15 protein-coding genes are annotated in these 14,393 nt (G+C 50.7%); all 15 read right to left on the bottom strand.

All coding sequences use genetic code 11. From position 1 onward, the window contains the following. On the bottom strand, positions 1–144 hold a 144-nt coding region (locus G7Y43_RS10200; protein WP_165046304.1), incomplete at its 3' end, for an NAD-dependent epimerase/dehydratase family protein. A gap of 375 nt (positions 145–519) precedes the next feature. After that, positions 520–1,581 carry a YhcG family protein gene (locus G7Y43_RS10195; protein ID WP_165046303.1) on the bottom strand — a complete coding sequence of 354 codons (1,062 nt, stop codon included), beginning with the start codon at positions 1,579–1,581 and terminating at the stop codon, positions 520–522. A gap of 276 nt (positions 1,582–1,857) precedes the next feature. Next, positions 1,858–2,637, bottom strand: a complete 780-nt coding sequence (locus tag G7Y43_RS10190; protein WP_206215131.1) for a nucleotidyl transferase AbiEii/AbiGii toxin family protein — start codon at positions 2,635–2,637, stop codon at positions 1,858–1,860. Further along, on the bottom strand, positions 2,634–3,368 hold the full coding sequence (locus G7Y43_RS10185) for a type IV toxin-antitoxin system AbiEi family antitoxin (RefSeq protein WP_165046302.1): 735 nt from the start codon (positions 3,366–3,368) through the stop codon (positions 2,634–2,636). The genes G7Y43_RS10190 and G7Y43_RS10185 overlap by 4 nt, the downstream gene beginning before the upstream one ends. Positions 3,369–3,644: 276 nt before the next feature. Continuing rightward, the gene (locus tag G7Y43_RS10180; RefSeq protein WP_165046301.1) at positions 3,645–4,205 is read right to left on the bottom strand and encodes a hypothetical protein; all 561 of its coding nucleotides are present in this window, start codon (positions 4,203–4,205) and stop codon (positions 3,645–3,647) included. Positions 4,206–4,342: 137 nt separating this feature from the next. Then, positions 4,343–5,143: a hypothetical protein gene (locus G7Y43_RS10175; protein WP_165046300.1), complete on the bottom strand. Its 801-nt coding sequence runs from the start codon at positions 5,141–5,143 to the stop codon at positions 4,343–4,345. Positions 5,144–5,338: 195 nt separating this feature from the next. Next, positions 5,339–6,010: an acetyltransferase gene (locus tag G7Y43_RS10170; RefSeq protein ID WP_165046299.1), complete on the bottom strand. Its 672-nt coding sequence runs from the start codon at positions 6,008–6,010 to the stop codon at positions 5,339–5,341. Then, positions 6,007–7,008: a GNAT family N-acetyltransferase gene (locus G7Y43_RS10165; RefSeq protein ID WP_165046298.1), complete on the bottom strand. Its 1,002-nt coding sequence runs from the start codon at positions 7,006–7,008 to the stop codon at positions 6,007–6,009. The genes G7Y43_RS10170 and G7Y43_RS10165 overlap by 4 nt, the downstream gene beginning before the upstream one ends. 89 nt (positions 7,009–7,097) lie before the next feature. Further along, entirely contained in the window at positions 7,098–8,537 is a 1,440-nt protein-coding gene (locus G7Y43_RS10160) for a lipopolysaccharide biosynthesis protein (RefSeq protein ID WP_165046297.1), read from the bottom strand. Continuing rightward, positions 8,534–8,896 (bottom strand): hypothetical protein, encoded by a 363-nt coding sequence (locus G7Y43_RS10155; RefSeq protein WP_165046296.1) that lies wholly within the window; start codon positions 8,894–8,896, stop codon positions 8,534–8,536. The genes G7Y43_RS10160 and G7Y43_RS10155 overlap by 4 nt, the downstream gene beginning before the upstream one ends. Beyond that, entirely contained in the window at positions 8,878–9,723 is an 846-nt protein-coding gene (locus tag G7Y43_RS10875; protein WP_370514693.1) for an acyltransferase family protein, read from the bottom strand. Before G7Y43_RS10875 ends, G7Y43_RS10155 begins: the two co-directional genes overlap by 19 nt. Further along, on the bottom strand, positions 9,614–10,024 hold the full coding sequence (locus G7Y43_RS10150; RefSeq protein ID WP_165046295.1) for an FdtA/QdtA family cupin domain-containing protein: 411 nt from the start codon (positions 10,022–10,024) through the stop codon (positions 9,614–9,616). Before G7Y43_RS10150 ends, G7Y43_RS10875 begins: the two co-directional genes overlap by 110 nt. A gap of 53 nt (positions 10,025–10,077) precedes the next feature. Further along, the gene (locus G7Y43_RS10145; RefSeq protein ID WP_241158251.1) at positions 10,078–11,190 is read right to left on the bottom strand and encodes a DegT/DnrJ/EryC1/StrS aminotransferase family protein; all 1,113 of its coding nucleotides are present in this window, start codon (positions 11,188–11,190) and stop codon (positions 10,078–10,080) included. Positions 11,191–11,194: 4 nt separating this feature from the next. Continuing rightward, on the bottom strand, positions 11,195–12,283 hold the full coding sequence (locus tag G7Y43_RS10140) for a glycosyltransferase family 4 protein (RefSeq protein ID WP_165046294.1): 1,089 nt from the start codon (positions 12,281–12,283) through the stop codon (positions 11,195–11,197). A 566-nt stretch (positions 12,284–12,849) separates the two neighbouring features. Continuing rightward, positions 12,850–13,770 carry an ATP-grasp fold amidoligase family protein gene (locus tag G7Y43_RS10135; protein ID WP_165046293.1) on the bottom strand — a complete coding sequence of 307 codons (921 nt, stop codon included), beginning with the start codon at positions 13,768–13,770 and terminating at the stop codon, positions 12,850–12,852. Positions 13,771–14,393 lie beyond the last annotated feature (623 nt).

The following is a 14,393-nucleotide window of genomic DNA, read 5'->3' as shown; positions in this document are numbered from 1 at the left end:
CAGCCTGTCGAGCTTGATACCAGGATCGTAATAGGAGTTCACGTTATCAAACCCCACGACCTTACACCTGCCCTCTTTAAGCAGACGTTTACACAAAAACGCACCAATAAACCCGGCTGCACCGGTTACGAGAACCTTATTCATTTTTCTCCCTTGTTTTCATTCAGATGTTAATGAGATGCTTGCTACGTATGGCAGGGGCTTGACAATCCTGTCCTTGACATTCGCGCACTTTTCGCGCACTTTTCACGCATATCCTGCTCACGGCTCTCCCCGAATGCAATACTCTTGCCGACAGGCGCATGATGTACTACTGAGAAGAAAATACGACCATCCCAGCTATCTGTGTAAGCAGAAGGGCAAAGGAGCTCTTGTCGCCGGGATAGAGCCTTTACACCCACGGTGTAGCACAGGATTGATAAGCTCGCTAGAATGCATTTTTGTGAAGTGGGACTTACCCCCCCAATATCGAAATACAATTGAGCGCCCAGCTTGTTGATCAGAGCCAACACCAACAAGCTATTCGCCGTCGCCTTCTTTGACAAGAAACCCCTTCAGCTCTTCAGTACTTGGCAGCACCGTCTTGTATTTACTCGCAAATACCTGTTCGTTGTCTTTGGGTAGTGTCATCTCCACTACGGCATCGTTCTTGTCTTGGCACAGCAATACACCGATGGTTGGATTCTCTTCGTTCAACTTCACCATACGGTCGTAATAGTGGATATACATCTGCATTTGACCGATGTCCTGGTGCGTCAGCTTGCCCAGCTTAAGGTCGAACAGCACAAAGCAGCGCAGCAGCCGGTTGTAGAACACGAGATCGACTTTGAAGTGATCCTCCTCGTAGGTAAAGCGCTGCTGCCGTCCGACGAAGGCAAAGCCTCGGCCTAGCTCCAACAGAAACTCCTGCAAGTGATCGATGATACGCGTCTCCAACTCTGTCTCGGAATACTTGTCCTTTTCTTTCAGACCGAGGAATTCGAGAACATACGGATCCTTTATGGCGTCGGATGGCCCCTCAAAGATCTGACCTTCTTCAGAGAGTAGACGGACACCTTCCTTGTCTCGACTGAGCGCCAAACGCTCATACAAACCGCTGTCGAACTGCCGCTGCAGCTCTTTCAAGCTCCAACCGTTGCGAGCCGCCTCTATTTCGTAAAAATGGCGCTTACTCTCATCATCCATACGCATCAGCTTGAGATAATGGGACCAGCTAAGAAAAAACTTGCGTCCGGTAGTAGTGACAGGAAGGCTCGCCCCGAATTCCTCAGACACCTTCTGAGGAATCTCATCCGTTGAGTAGACACGATAAAACTTGCGCATCTGCTCAACGTTAGTCATCGAGAAGCCACGTCCGAACTCCTCTGTTAGACGCGTCGAAACGTTGGCGATCACCTGATTGCCATACTTAGCTCGACTGCCACCTTCCTGTTCCTCTTCAACCACGATACGCCCTACTTCGAAATAGGCGTACGTCATGGCAAGGTTTACCGACCGCGTTGCCGCCGCTTTGGCGTTACGTACAACATCAGCCGCAGCCTCGACGTAAGAGATGGCTTCAACTATCTCTGAATGCCCCATGAGACTCCTTGGATCGCAAAGCAAAACGAAAACAACAGACATTCTAACACTGCGTAAAACCATTATTCGCACGTGCCGGGTTACCGCTAATTCGTGTGGTATTTTGCACGGTTTTCACCCTCTTGTGCCTACCCACATGTTTTCCGCCTATTTTTGCGTGGTGAGCCATTTTGCGAGTCTGCCCATGCCCCCAAGTCTTACAGTTTGGAAAGCAGGACGGGTGTCATTATTCAGGCCTTTCCGAATCTGGTGTTGCGTTGGCAATCCCTCAATCTCTCAGATCAATGAGATAACCTTCTCCATCACAAGGCGCCCGGCCTCTTGAGCGTCATAACCGAACCTTTCGACGCCACCGACGATGAGCGAATCGCAGTCGTGACAGAAGTCCCTGTCGGCGAGCTTTGCCTCGAGATTCCTCTCCATGAGGCCACGTGTCAGTCCTTCGGGCTTGTACGCTCCAAAGACACCAACGATGGCCTCAGGTTCCACCCCGAGCCTATCCAGGGCGAGCCACAAATCAAACAGATCCCTACCCTTGGATCGCTGGTAAAGCGCCCGCACCTTTGTCGCACAAAGTTCCTCGACCTGAAACACTGGAACTTCCGCATACCCCGTGTACCACGCACTCTCGACAGACGTCTCCTTCGAGACGAGCGGCAGCATCGGAGACCGTTCGAACGTGTTTATCTCCAGTTTGATCTTGCGCTTGACGCCGGATGTCGACACGAACCGCCAGAACACCTTGGGGTGCCGTGTCATCTGGGTGCGAACCTCGAACCCAAGGCTTCTGCCCATCTCCGTCAGTCTCTTCATGATATCGCCGATACCGCCGGTGCTTGTCCTGACGTAGTCGAGGTCTTCGCTGTAGCGACAGGGTTGGTCGAGGTAGAGCTTGTGGAAGGCGGTACCCCCACGAATGATGAGCTCCCTGCCGAGCAGCTCGTCATTTGCAATCTCACAAATCGCCTGGGCGAGAAGCAAGTCTTGCTCCACCTGATCGGAGTCAGGCCAGGGGTGTTCGATCGACCATGCCGTTACGATACTTCTTGGGATCATACGTCCGGATCAACCTTCCTGTTCAGGATAATATTCCAACGATGGTCGAGACGACCCGACTTGATGGAAGTCGGGGAAAGGTATGATGGCGACTCTCCTCCTTCGGCAGCAGCATCGGCCAGATCGTCCAACCCATCTACCCCCGCGATGTTTTCGAGGATCCAGCCGAGTCGCCTGACGGCAGTGAAAGAATGTGCGGGCACCGCAACCAACACATCAGACAGAAACCCTTCGCCCTCCCACGCGAGCTCCGAGATCACTGTGGCGGCGTTGTCAAGACCGCCCGACACGTTAAGATCCTCCGCCACGTCAAGCATCGTCGCACCAACGGTTGACACCCGCATGAGCGAGGCAGAAACCGCCACTCTAGCGGCCGGAATGGTTTTGATGCAGGATCGCGCGAAGAAGCGCAGCGACGAGCGCCCAACCTGCCTATCCGATACGGATTTCGATGTTGCTACCTGAAATTCCTGCACCGCTTGGTGCGACGCTCCGTGCAAAGACGCCGCGCTAAGCCAGCCGACGTAGTACTCGCAGCCAAGATGCGTCATCATATCATCGATGTAGGAACCAGGCTCTGGAGCTCCCCATGCCACCCGCTCTGGAGGCACGGGTACCCAAAGACCCCTCGCAGGAGAGACGATCGCACCTGCCCTCCTTAGAGAGGCGAGACGCACTCTTACCTGCTCGGACGGAATATCAAGAAGGATTGCCACATCCTCGGTCGTCATTGAAGTGACCCCTTGCGAGAGCATCCATACGGAAAGATCCGAAGCTTTTTGTCTATCGTCGATATGCATGCTGTTTAATCGATTCATATTCGCTAAAGTAACCAATTTCGTTACTTTACGCAATACAAATCAGCAATATCCTGCGAATCACGCAAACTTACAAGGGGATCTCGCTCAAAGAAGAATTGATGATAATCCTTATTTTCAGGGTTTTCCCTGCGAAACTGGCGACGCGAGTGCTCGAACCAACCAAAAAACGCAACCGCTGGGTAACCGTTACTCGGCGGCCTTTTGCAAAACCACGACACCGACGCTTGAGAGTGTTACGTCAAGGTAGGTTCCGTCGGGTGCAGAAGAATCGGCGGCAAGGCCGAGGTTTGAAAGGAGCGCTGCCGCATAATAGCAGTCTTCATAGGTATCGACATAGAAATCCGGAATGTCTGTTAAGCGAAGTACGGTGCCCTCTTTCACCTCTGCGTTGGCAGTAGCTTTCACATATGCCTTTGCCAGTGTACGAAGAACTAAAGGGGCAAAATCGAAGTCGACGGATACACCCCCAAAGCCTAAGGCCGCCTTGTAGTCATCCTCTTCAAACATGAGCGTTTCTATTTCATCGCCGGTTTGTACCTGTTGACGGCGAAGTGCAAACTCAAGGTTAGGTGCCGCGCTGAAATCTTCTAGCTCATCGTCTTCTTCGAGACCGTAGCTTTCATACTCACGTATCGCATCATCTATCTGATCGATGTTGTACTCACGCGTAACATCTTGCAAGCCCATGGCTTCAACTGCTCGCAAAAGCCCTGGTAGGCGTTTAACGATTCTGTCTTCGAGTTTCATCTTGGGCTCCTGTATCTGCTTGAGTTGGTTTAAACATGCTTGTTTACTCACGTAGTTGGGCTTCCTGAGTATCTCGGGGCTTTGAAGATGACGTAGCCTTTGTGTTTTCTATCTATTTAGCATGATGGACTGATTTCTTATAAAGCCCTACGGTTCTTTAGCTGTTCCCTGCCAGAAGTGTCGTTTCTTATTATGCAGGTATCGTAGATACTATCCGATAGCACTCCCGGCATCCTGACATGAGTAACAATCAGGCCTTCCAGCGCTGTATTTTCCTCCAAAAACGCCGCCAACTGCGGAGCAAGCCATTCCAGCTCCGAACAGGGAGAGATGTCTTCCACCAAAAGCCAGAACTCGTAATCTTTATCCAGGTCCTCAGCGCAACCGTTCTCGAGGATATGCGCGCGTACCACCTTCTCGTACTCACCGAGACGTTCGATCTTGTCGCTCAACTTGGTAGCAAGATTACATGCAAGCCAAACGGTTTGAAACTCGAGCGTGCTCTCCTCGACTGCGCATTTCAATTCGGATGACGATATCTTCGGCTCACCGCTACGCTTTCTCCCAATAAGACACTGGAGTTCAGTGCCGTTGTGCTTTCCGTTTCTATTTCGAGGTTCCGAGGCATCGACTTGGAAGCAATCAACGATTATCACTTTATGTTCTCTAACCAACGCGAAATCTGGAGAACCAGAGCCCATATTACCCTCTTTGATCAGCCAGTAATGTTCCTTTCCCAAAAACCTCTCATCGAGGTAGGTAGCATCTATGCTGCCAATCATTCTGGAATTGGTTTTAGGTAGCCCGTCTCTGATCTTCCGTATCACGTTAGTTAGCCAAACATACTCAAGATACTCGTTTCCATTTCCACTTGCAGGCATCCCAAAGCTAGGACCAACAAAGCTCTCTCTGCCGTCATTTGAGAAGATGGTGGTCATTTGCATCAAACTCCCTCAACTTCGAATCGTAATGTATCTTCTATCAATTCTAGTGCTCATGCTCCTCGTACCTAGTTTCAGTGACCTGCTTTGCGAGACGCCACCAGAACTCGTTGTCTTTGTACACATTGAATGACCTCAGCGAGACCTGCCATCCTATCGGGCCATGCCATGCGCTGCGACGATCCAATGTGGTCAACCTGCAAACCTCTCGTACACTTCCTCACCCAGACACCTGACAGGATTGCCCGCCCAGGCCTGGCCGGACTCATCGACGTTATGTGTCACCGCCGCACCGGCCCCGATCAGCGACCGGGTGGCTATCTTCAGACAGTCTCCCACAGCAGCGCCCACACCCACAAAGGAATGGGATCCTATGACCGTCAAGCCAGCAACCGTTACCCCCGGGGCAATCCAACAGAAATCACCCACACTACTTCCGTGTGCGATGGTGCAGCCAGGCCAAACAACCGCTCCACAGCCAATGCGAGCACCACGTTGGATCGAAGACATCTCCATAATCATCGAGCCAGGCTCGATTTCCGCCCCCGCCCCCACAAAGGCACGGGGGGAAACGTAATTTGCGAGACGATAGCCCATGCCCTTGACTACATCGCAAAGTCTCTCCCGTTCACAATTCATATGCGCATAGGTGACGGCAACGAAAACGTCACACTTCTCGGGAGGAAACCGCTGTACCGCATCGTCAAGCGCGACCACGGGCAGCCCCACGCACCTCTCCTCACCCAGCCACTCCCTCTCCACGGCAAAACCCACAACGTTCCACGACGAGTCCATGTTGAAGTACTCGGCAGCCATCTGGCCGAACTCGCCCGCGCCAACAATTAGCAGCTCTCTTTTACTCATGCCAGCTCCTTGCAGAAAGTGCGGTTATTGCAGTACGTGGTACCGAAACCTTCCTTAAACTCAGCTAAGCTGCGGTTGAGCACACGTCCATGGTCTTCGGTCGATATACCGAAACTAAACCAACGTAATCCCAACCTGCGAGCCTCCATGATGAGATTCGCATCCATATGATTACTTGGATAAAGTCTCTGATCGAACCTATCCTGCGAAGCGCATAGGTATTGCGTATGAAATACCGATCGATTGTTAAACATAAACACCATCGATCCTGACACCATACGTCCCTCATGAAAGGATCCGTAGAAGCACACTTCGTCACGCAGACGCTCGTTCTTGAACTCAAGCAGCTCATTGAGCGTATGCACAGGCGAAGCTCCAAATTTTTCTAGATTCGACGAGAGTAGTGCATAGAATTCTGCTATGCCCTCATCCGATGTGATCTCACGGAACTCAAGACCCGCTTTGATACCATAGCGGTAGCCCCTTCGTCTCGATCCCGTGAAATTCGAAGATATGTCCTCTGCATAGTCATCAAGGTCGATTACAAAGCTAATCTCATCGGACTCATCCCATCCGTGCTGAAAGAGCAGGTAATCCAAAAGGTCGCATCGCCGTGAAGAGAATACCTGCGAACTCTGCTTGACCACAGCGCATGTATAGCTAGATTCAAGCAAGTAGTCCTCTAGAGCCGTAAGAGCTGCATCCACATGCTCTATATCGTAGAACTGCTCCGAGAAAACCAAACCACCAAAAGTGCTTCCCGGATGGGACGAGAACGTATTTCCACTGTCGACAGACACAGCAGGCACAACCGCTAGAATATCGGAGGTTCCCTTCCAAATAACAAGGGAAACATCATCGAAGCGCTCCTCGGGGTGATAGTTCAAGAACTTTCTCGTCTGTAAAAAGGTTCCGTTCATCGACTTCCTCATGACGAAGTCATCCCACTTCTCCGAGAGACTTGATTCGAAAGGGGAAACGATCAGCGCTTTCGTCATTGGCCATCACCTCCCCGCATGACCAATATCGGTGATTTCAATAGCTCTCCGATCAAGCATTGTTGTAAAGCTATAAATTGCTCTGTCATCTAGACGGACTCCTTCTTTCTAGCTTTTGCAAACCTTCGGCGCAATCCATTCAGATCATCGCGATACAGCCACACGCAGAAGAACACAAACACCATGAAGAGCGCACAGAGCACGCCGGTGTCGCTCATGAAGAAGAGCCTCCATGCCAGCAAGTAGATAGCGAAAACCGAAAACAGCACGTGAAATCGTCTGCGAACAGCCATTAGCTTCATGCGCGTGAGAACAAAAAGGGCTATAACAACCGTCACGAAGTAACCCGCAATGGTACCGATGGCCGCACCCTCGATGCCAAGCAAGGGCACGAGAGCAACCTGCAAAGCGATACAAGTTGCAGCTCCACAGACAAGCATGAGAAGCGATGGCCAAGTCCTTTTCACTACGATGAGCTGATTAGCTGCAACTTGGTAGAGCATGAGCAAAAGCGGTGCCAAGAACAAGTACGGAACACACACAATGCCGCCAGCGTATTCATCCGAGAACAGCAGCCGATAGACCGGATCCATAACGGCAATCACCAAAGCCGTTGCCAACAGCGAGATAACTCCGAGGTATTCGTAAACTCGAGAGTTTAGTTCTATCTGATCTTTATCTCTCATGGTAGAAAAGGCAAAGTACTGCCAGCCCTGCGCGAAGGCGGTGTAGATGAGCTGACTAACCTGACCGACCTTAGCGGCCACTGCGAAAACACCTGCAGCAGAGACCCCCAAAGCAGAAACAATCACAAGCCTGCTTGCGGAGTTAAAAGCCCAGTAGAACAGAAAACTCGGCATAAGGGGCACACCGATAGCAAGCATTGTCTTGAGCAGCTTTGGATCAAATCCCTTGGAGGAAAACCACTTGCGGTTAATGAGGAAGAAGATTACAAGTGAGGAGGCAGCTGCAATTAACGCCGCAACAGGAAGCGCCATAAGATACTCTCCAACAAGAAGCAGCGGGATAGATACCGCATAAGAGAGCACCGAGGTTGTAAGGTTCAGGACAATGAAAATGAGTCTTTTGTTCCGCATGCGCGTGGGAGCCTGAACAATCGAGCCACCCCCCGATACAAGGACAGTCAAAGCGCTTACAACCACAAGATTGGTGAACTCAGCGCCGCCGAAGAATAACCTCGCTATGGGGTCTTCCAACAACAGCATGCATGCCGCAACAAGAACGGTCATACCCATGACGAAAAACAGCGCCGTGGAGCAGACACTCTTTTTGAAGTCTTCATCATCACGGTCGAAAAACATCCGAAACATCGCGTCATACATTCCCATGATGGCCACAGGTTGTATGAGAGAGACAAGTGTGTTCGCAAGATCCGAGTAGCCGAAATAGCTCGCATCAGGCATAAGACGCGTAACCGCCGGCAGCATGACGAGCGGGATAACCTTAGCTACCATCGAGCCTAGGCCATAAACGACGAAGTTTTCTATAAACAGGCGAGCACGACTCATACAATGGGCGCTTTCTTGACGCTAGTTGTTGTCGGGAGAACACGCTTGGCAGCAAGTGCTGCCACTACAGACAGAGCAAGACAGCAGACAAAGGAGACTGATACTGGAAGCAGCACACCAAGATCCAGTGCCGTCCAGTAGCGGATTACGAGCTGATGAACCATGAAAAGCTCAAGCCCAAGTCCACCGAAGGTAATAACGGGGGTAAGTCGAAACGGTGCTCCGATCGGTGACTCTTCCAAGACTGCGAAAGAGCAGACCAAAAGACAGGACGGTATGAGCCATGCCGCCGACAAGAAGAAGGTATGTGTGCCTTCAGGAAGGAATGTCGTATACCAGATCAGCACGATCTCAACCATAGCAGCGAGCACCCCCCCCCCCCGAGCGAAATCTTGTAAAATACGGGTTCATTGCGATGCTCCACGTAGAGACGGCCGACCACAGCCCCAGCGATAAGCTCGAATACGCGAGCCGGAGGAAATACATAGACAAGCCAGTGCGAGGCGGGAGCAGCAAAAGCCACCAGACACCACATGCACTCGGCAGCAAAAAGGACAACGCAAGCCATCACAGCAGACAAAGGAGTCTCAAGCCAGCGAGATCTGCCGACCGCCGTGACGACATAAGGGGCAACTAGCGCAAGGAATAGGTAGGTTGAGAGGTACCATGAAACACCATTGAGGGAGAAATAGATCTCCTTTACCGGAACCCAACTCTGAAGCAGCGTGACATTGAAAGCGAGTTCCACGAAGGCCGTAAGGACACTTCCGCCCTTTATGACAAACAGAGCAAGAAATGGCAGGGCTGCGAGAAGTGTTGCAAGGTGTAACGGATAGAAACGGCTCGCCTTTGCTAGGACGCGCCCGAAAGCGTCCTTGGTACCTGTCGGCAGAGACCTGTCATACCCGTTCACATACCAAAGAAACCCCGTCAGTACGAGAAAAATGGAAACTCCAGCAGCGCCCGCATAGTCTAAAAGCGCACCTCCTGAGACTCCCTTTATGAAAGAACAATGGCTCGTAAAGACCATGAGGAAAGCAATGCCCCTAAGTGCTTGCAGCGTCTGTATACGCTTTCTAGGCAAGGCCAACCTCTCGCTGGAACTCTGCGAAATCCCGGATGTACTCCGTACCGTCGTAGTGTTCACTCGCAAGGACGAGTAACACCGAGTCCTCTGAGAAGGCATACATATCTTTCCACGTCATGCGGGGCACATAAACTCCCACATGAGGCCGGTCAAGGTCGAACACTGTCTCCACACCATCAGGTTCTATCGTCCTCACCTTGCTCGTCCCCGACACATTCACAAGAACAAACTCGGTCAGCCGGTTGGCGTGCTCCCCGCGTACCACATCTGGGTCAGACCCGTACATGTAAAACGCCCTCCTGATCTCGAAGGGCACGTCCGAGCCACCCTCCACCACCACAAGGTGCCCGCGCTTATCCCCGTGCTGAGGGAACTCGAGAAACCTTGGCCTCTCGCTCATTGATCCTTCTCCTATTCCTTTTTCAAAGTACTGTTTCAAGCTATTTGGTTGATCTAACCTTCAAATGCGTTAACCGACTCAATGACCCAGCTTTGTTCCTCTGCGGTCATGCCGTTATACATAGGTAGACTCAACACTTCTCCGGCCGCGCGTTCTGCTATCGGAAACGATCCAGAACCGAACCCGAGGTAGCGGTACGCTTCCGAAAGGTGCGGAGGTATCGGATAGTGGATGATGGTTCCTACACCCCTCTGGGCAAGGAACTCCTTGAGAGCATCGCGCTTACCACCTCTCACGTGGATAACGTACTGATGCCAGGACGAGTCCGCACCAGGGCGTACCTTGGGCTTTATCACCAGCGGGTTCGATATACCAGCGTTATAGGCTGCTGCAATCGCACAGCGCTCCTCATTCATTTCATCTAAGTAGCGCATCTTTACTCGGAGTAATCCCGCTTGAATCTCATCAAGGCGACTGTTCATACCCACCACCGAATTGTGATAGCGTCGCTCCGAACCGTAATTGCGTATAACACGCGCTTGAGCATCCCACTCGGGGCTGTTAGTACACAGCGCTCCGCCATCCCCGAACGCACCGCAACCTTTCGAGGGGTAAAAGCTAAAGCACGATATATCACCGAGTGACCCCGCACGCTTTCCGTGCCAATGATTGCCGTGCGCCTGGGCACAGTCCTCCACCACATACAGGCTGTGTCTGTCGGCCACTTCTCTAATGGCATCCATGTCACAGCATTGTCCGAAGAGGTGGACAGCTAAAATCGCCTTGGTACGCGGGGTAACCGCTTCCTCTATACGAGTCACGTCGATGTTGTTGTACTCGTCAGGCTCGACAAATGCCGGCGTGCCTCCGTTTATGGTGATACCCATGACACAGGCGATGTAGGCGTTAGCCGCAACGATTACCTCATCACCTTCGTGGATACCAAGAATACGGAAAGCAATGATGAGAGCATCGAGACCGGAAGCCACACCTGCACAGTGAGCGGTCCCCACATAGGCTGCCCACTCGGACTCGAAGGTCACGACCTCACGCCCAAGCACGTACCAACCCGAATCCAGAACCTCACATACCTTCGCCCTATATTCCTCCGCATGGAGGTCGTATTGGCGCTTCAGGTTGTTCGGCATTATCTGCATTGACTTCATCGGTTCAGCCTTTCACATGTTTCTTGATTACGTCAACGTATTGCCCCGCAATCTTGATAGAGTCATGGTATTTTTCGATGTACGCGCGGCTTCTAATGCCGATCCCTGGTATCTGGTTCCTATGCTCGATAACCCACTTGAGCTGTCTGCATATTTGATCGGAATCGGGCTCTATGGGCAGAATAGGACAATCCTTCCGTTTTATTCCGAATGCTTCGAGAGTCTCGTCCCTTGCCCCACTCAGAACGGCCTTCCCCTGCGCCATAGAGACGCAGGCGTTAAGGCCATATCCGTACGCACGACACTGATCGATGACAACATTGGCTCGTTGAATCACCGAGAGGTACTTCTCATAGGGCATTCGCCCATCGATTATGACCTCCACATCGTTGGAGTAATCTCTTTCGATACGAGCCAAGGCTTCACGAACAATTGGTGTACCTTTTTCTTCTTCTCTGTTAATACCATGGAAGATGACAATCTTGTCCTGGGGGATATTTGGAACGTAATCGCATTCAGAAACATCGACTGGAAGAGGGATGCAACTATCGTGGGGGACAGCCCAGTCATCGAAGCCAATCTGGTACTCCCACATGACAGGTATAACCTCACAAAAGTATTTTTCAACAACTCGACGTTCTCGTTCAATTAGCTTACTTCTAAGGCTGGATCCACATGCTACATAAGAGCAATCGCAAGGATTTCCATCATATGGTGAGTAATCAAATCTTCCACTGAGGTACGCCTGATCGTACGCAAGTCCACCTCCCGCTGCACTTAATAAAACAGACCCGTTGTTCTTTCTCAAGAACCGCACCATGTGCTCTGCCACAAACGGGTTGAATATCCTATACGCCACAAGAAACACAGCATCGTAGCCTATTAAACGCTCATCTTTCAGAAGGGAGAGATTACGACCGACTTTGTCGATGAGTCGAGATCTGTCACCCACCTTCAAAGGCCCGTCGGCACCCGGTATTTGCTTCCAGCCGTCGCCATCAGCAAGTAGAGTTACCTCGTGCCCCAATTCAATAAGGCCATGTTTCAAGTTCTTGTATAGGCCACTAAATTCTCCAAGTAGCAGAATTCTCATTTCTGGCCTTTCTGAATCTGGTGTTGTTTTGCCAATTTCTGCTCCATTTTTGGTTCAGCAACACTACTCTCGTGGAGAGTAGTGTTGCTCACATGACCTGAACTGGGGTATTGCGATTTCATGTGGTCACTTTCATGATTGTGTCAAGCTTCCGATTGCATCTATTAACAACGATTTCCGATAGCGCAGATCCGATAGCGTATCGGAAGCGAATATACGAGAGGTGTAAGGTGCTAGCACCACCCCACACCCCCCTTGCGGCATCTGCGTCATCAAAGGATTGGAGAACTCCTATGAACGGCAGAGAGGCCAATAAGAAAAGGAGACTTGCGTACACACAAGGCTTACTTCCTGACACATACGCAAGTGAGTGTACAAAGCCCGATGGAAGAGTGCTTACCGCACACGAAGTCGAGCTTTCTGCACTTGGAAGGATCAAACAAAATGAGCATAGCGAATGGTACGCACTGTGCGCCAAGACGCTTTCGGGTCCTCATTACTATCTCTATTTTTGCTCCGTCCCGAAATCTGAATGTCTACCAGTTCTTAGATGACCACCATGCACGCTATAGCATTTTAGCGGGCAACTGGATTCTTTTACCAAATTCCAGATCAAAAGACTCTGGATCAAAAGGCATTAACCCACACCAATGATAGAAGGTCATCTCAGAGAATTTAAAACTGTCTGAGGTCTTATAGAAATCTATCCTCACAAACGGAAAATCAGACGCCAACTTCTCAGCAATATTAAACATATCACCGTAATAGGCAGGGATATCAATGGTCTTTGACGAATTTGGATATCCGTGTCTCAAGTCAATCTGTTCAAGTGTATTAGCATCAAAGAAATTTGCACAAACGTCATCGGTCTTATCATTAAACACTGTCCAGAAATAGCATGGTTTACCGTTAAAACAAAAGAACTCTAGTTTGTATTCAAAATCAATGAATTCTTCGCAAACGATTCGCGGCTCGATGTTTTTATACCCATACTCGAAACCGTGGTAGTAATGGTTCGTAGAAAGATCAACCCATGAGGCGATTTCTTCCCTGATCCCCTCAACGTCAACGTTATCACCGCTTCTTACAATCAGTTGCCTTCCTGATCCCCAGTTTGACTTTAAAACATATTCATCGGGCAGCAAAGAGAAGTTGATTTCGGATGCCGAACGAAATACACCAATATTACGCACGATATAGGAATCGCCAAGACCAGTTTGCTCCTCAAAGTACTTTGGGGCCGTCACCTTGTCTGCGCATTCGGTCATCCTATCATCGTGATAGAAGCATTTGAGCCAGTTGAGCTTTTCGTTGAAAGTACTCACATTGTCTAAGTCCAATTTCTTCCGCATTCTGAACTCATACAAGTGCCTGACGCAACATTCCAAATCGCTCTGACTGAAGGAGGGCAAAAAGCGATTTGCATATTTCTTGGCATAATCCGGAGGGTAACCGCTAATTCGTGTGGTATTTTGCACGGTTTTCATCCTCTTGTACCTACCCACATGTTTTCCGCCTGTTTTTGCGTGGTGGGCCATTTTGTGAGTCTCCCCATGCCCTCAAGCCTTACAGTTTGGAAAGCAGGACGGGTGTCATTATTCAACGAATAGAGGGACGGGATGCCTTGCCCGTCCGCAGTTCTGTTTGGGGTCTTAGGGAAGCTCACACCTCCCCCAAGACCCCTATGGCAGCCCGCACCCTCGGAAAGTAAGAGGAACATGAAGAACACAGGCAATACCACCGTAGGAGTGGATGCGCGTCTATACGAGCGCCTAGCGATTAGGCTCTCGCTTAACCGGCCATTCAGGCGGCTGGGTATACGAGCACTCGACAGACTTTGCGACCGTTGTCTTAACTCAGGCCGCTGCGTTAGTGACCTGTATAAAGACAGCTGGTATATCCCCGCAAACGAACTTGGATGCCCAGGCTTCTGTGCGTTGCTCGCACACCTTGAAGCAATGGATGTGTCTGAAGTTGCCACGACAGACCAAGATGTCATCTCTTTCTGAGAGGGGGTTGTCGTGGAATACAGAAGACGCGTATCAGAACCTAAGCCAAGTGCAACTGAACAAAGAGCACTTGAGCGCCTTTTATCAGGACAAGGAAGCTC

This window comes from Adlercreutzia sp. ZJ138, from assembly GCF_011038935.1.
Lineage (GTDB): Bacteria > Actinomycetota > Coriobacteriia > Coriobacteriales > Eggerthellaceae > ZJ141.
This window is presented reverse-complemented; position numbering and strand designations above follow the sequence as displayed.

Excerpts from the sequence above, each read along its gene's own strand:
- G7Y43_RS10180 (WP_165046301.1), bottom strand. The coding sequence starts at position 4,205 with ATGAAACTCGAAGACAGAATCGTTAAACGCCTACCAGGGCTTTTGCGA.
- G7Y43_RS10195 (WP_165046303.1), bottom strand. The coding sequence starts at position 1,581 with ATGGGGCATTCAGAGATAGTTGAAGCCATCTCTTACGTCGAGGCTGCG.
- G7Y43_RS10155 (WP_165046296.1), bottom strand. The coding sequence starts at position 8,896 with ATGGTTGAGATCGTGCTGATCTGGTATACGACATTCCTTCCTGAAGGC.
- G7Y43_RS10185 (WP_165046302.1), bottom strand. The coding sequence starts at position 3,368 with ATGACGACCGAGGATGTGGCAATCCTTCTTGATATTCCGTCCGAGCAG.
- G7Y43_RS10170 (WP_165046299.1), bottom strand. The coding sequence starts at position 6,010 with ATGAGTAAAAGAGAGCTGCTAATTGTTGGCGCGGGCGAGTTCGGCCAG.
- G7Y43_RS10135 (WP_165046293.1), bottom strand. The coding sequence starts at position 13,770 with ATGAAAACCGTGCAAAATACCACACGAATTAGCGGTTACCCTCCGGAT.
- G7Y43_RS10140 (WP_165046294.1), bottom strand. The coding sequence starts at position 12,283 with ATGAGAATTCTGCTACTTGGAGAATTTAGTGGCCTATACAAGAACTTG.
- G7Y43_RS10145 (WP_241158251.1), bottom strand. The coding sequence starts at position 11,190 with ATGAAGTCAATGCAGATAATGCCGAACAACCTGAAGCGCCAATACGAC.
- G7Y43_RS10150 (WP_165046295.1), bottom strand. The coding sequence starts at position 10,024 with ATGAGCGAGAGGCCAAGGTTTCTCGAGTTCCCTCAGCACGGGGATAAG.
- G7Y43_RS10190 (WP_206215131.1), bottom strand. The coding sequence starts at position 2,637 with ATGATCCCAAGAAGTATCGTAACGGCATGGTCGATCGAACACCCCTGG.
- G7Y43_RS10875 (WP_370514693.1), bottom strand. The coding sequence starts at position 9,723 with ATGCCTTCTCAGAGGACTCGGTGTTACTCGTCCTTGCGAGTGAACACT.
- G7Y43_RS10175 (WP_165046300.1), bottom strand. The coding sequence starts at position 5,143 with ATGACCACCATCTTCTCAAATGACGGCAGAGAGAGCTTTGTTGGTCCT.
- G7Y43_RS10160 (WP_165046297.1), bottom strand. The coding sequence starts at position 8,537 with ATGAGTCGTGCTCGCCTGTTTATAGAAAACTTCGTCGTTTATGGCCTA.
- G7Y43_RS10165 (WP_165046298.1), bottom strand. The coding sequence starts at position 7,008 with ATGACGAAAGCGCTGATCGTTTCCCCTTTCGAATCAAGTCTCTCGGAG.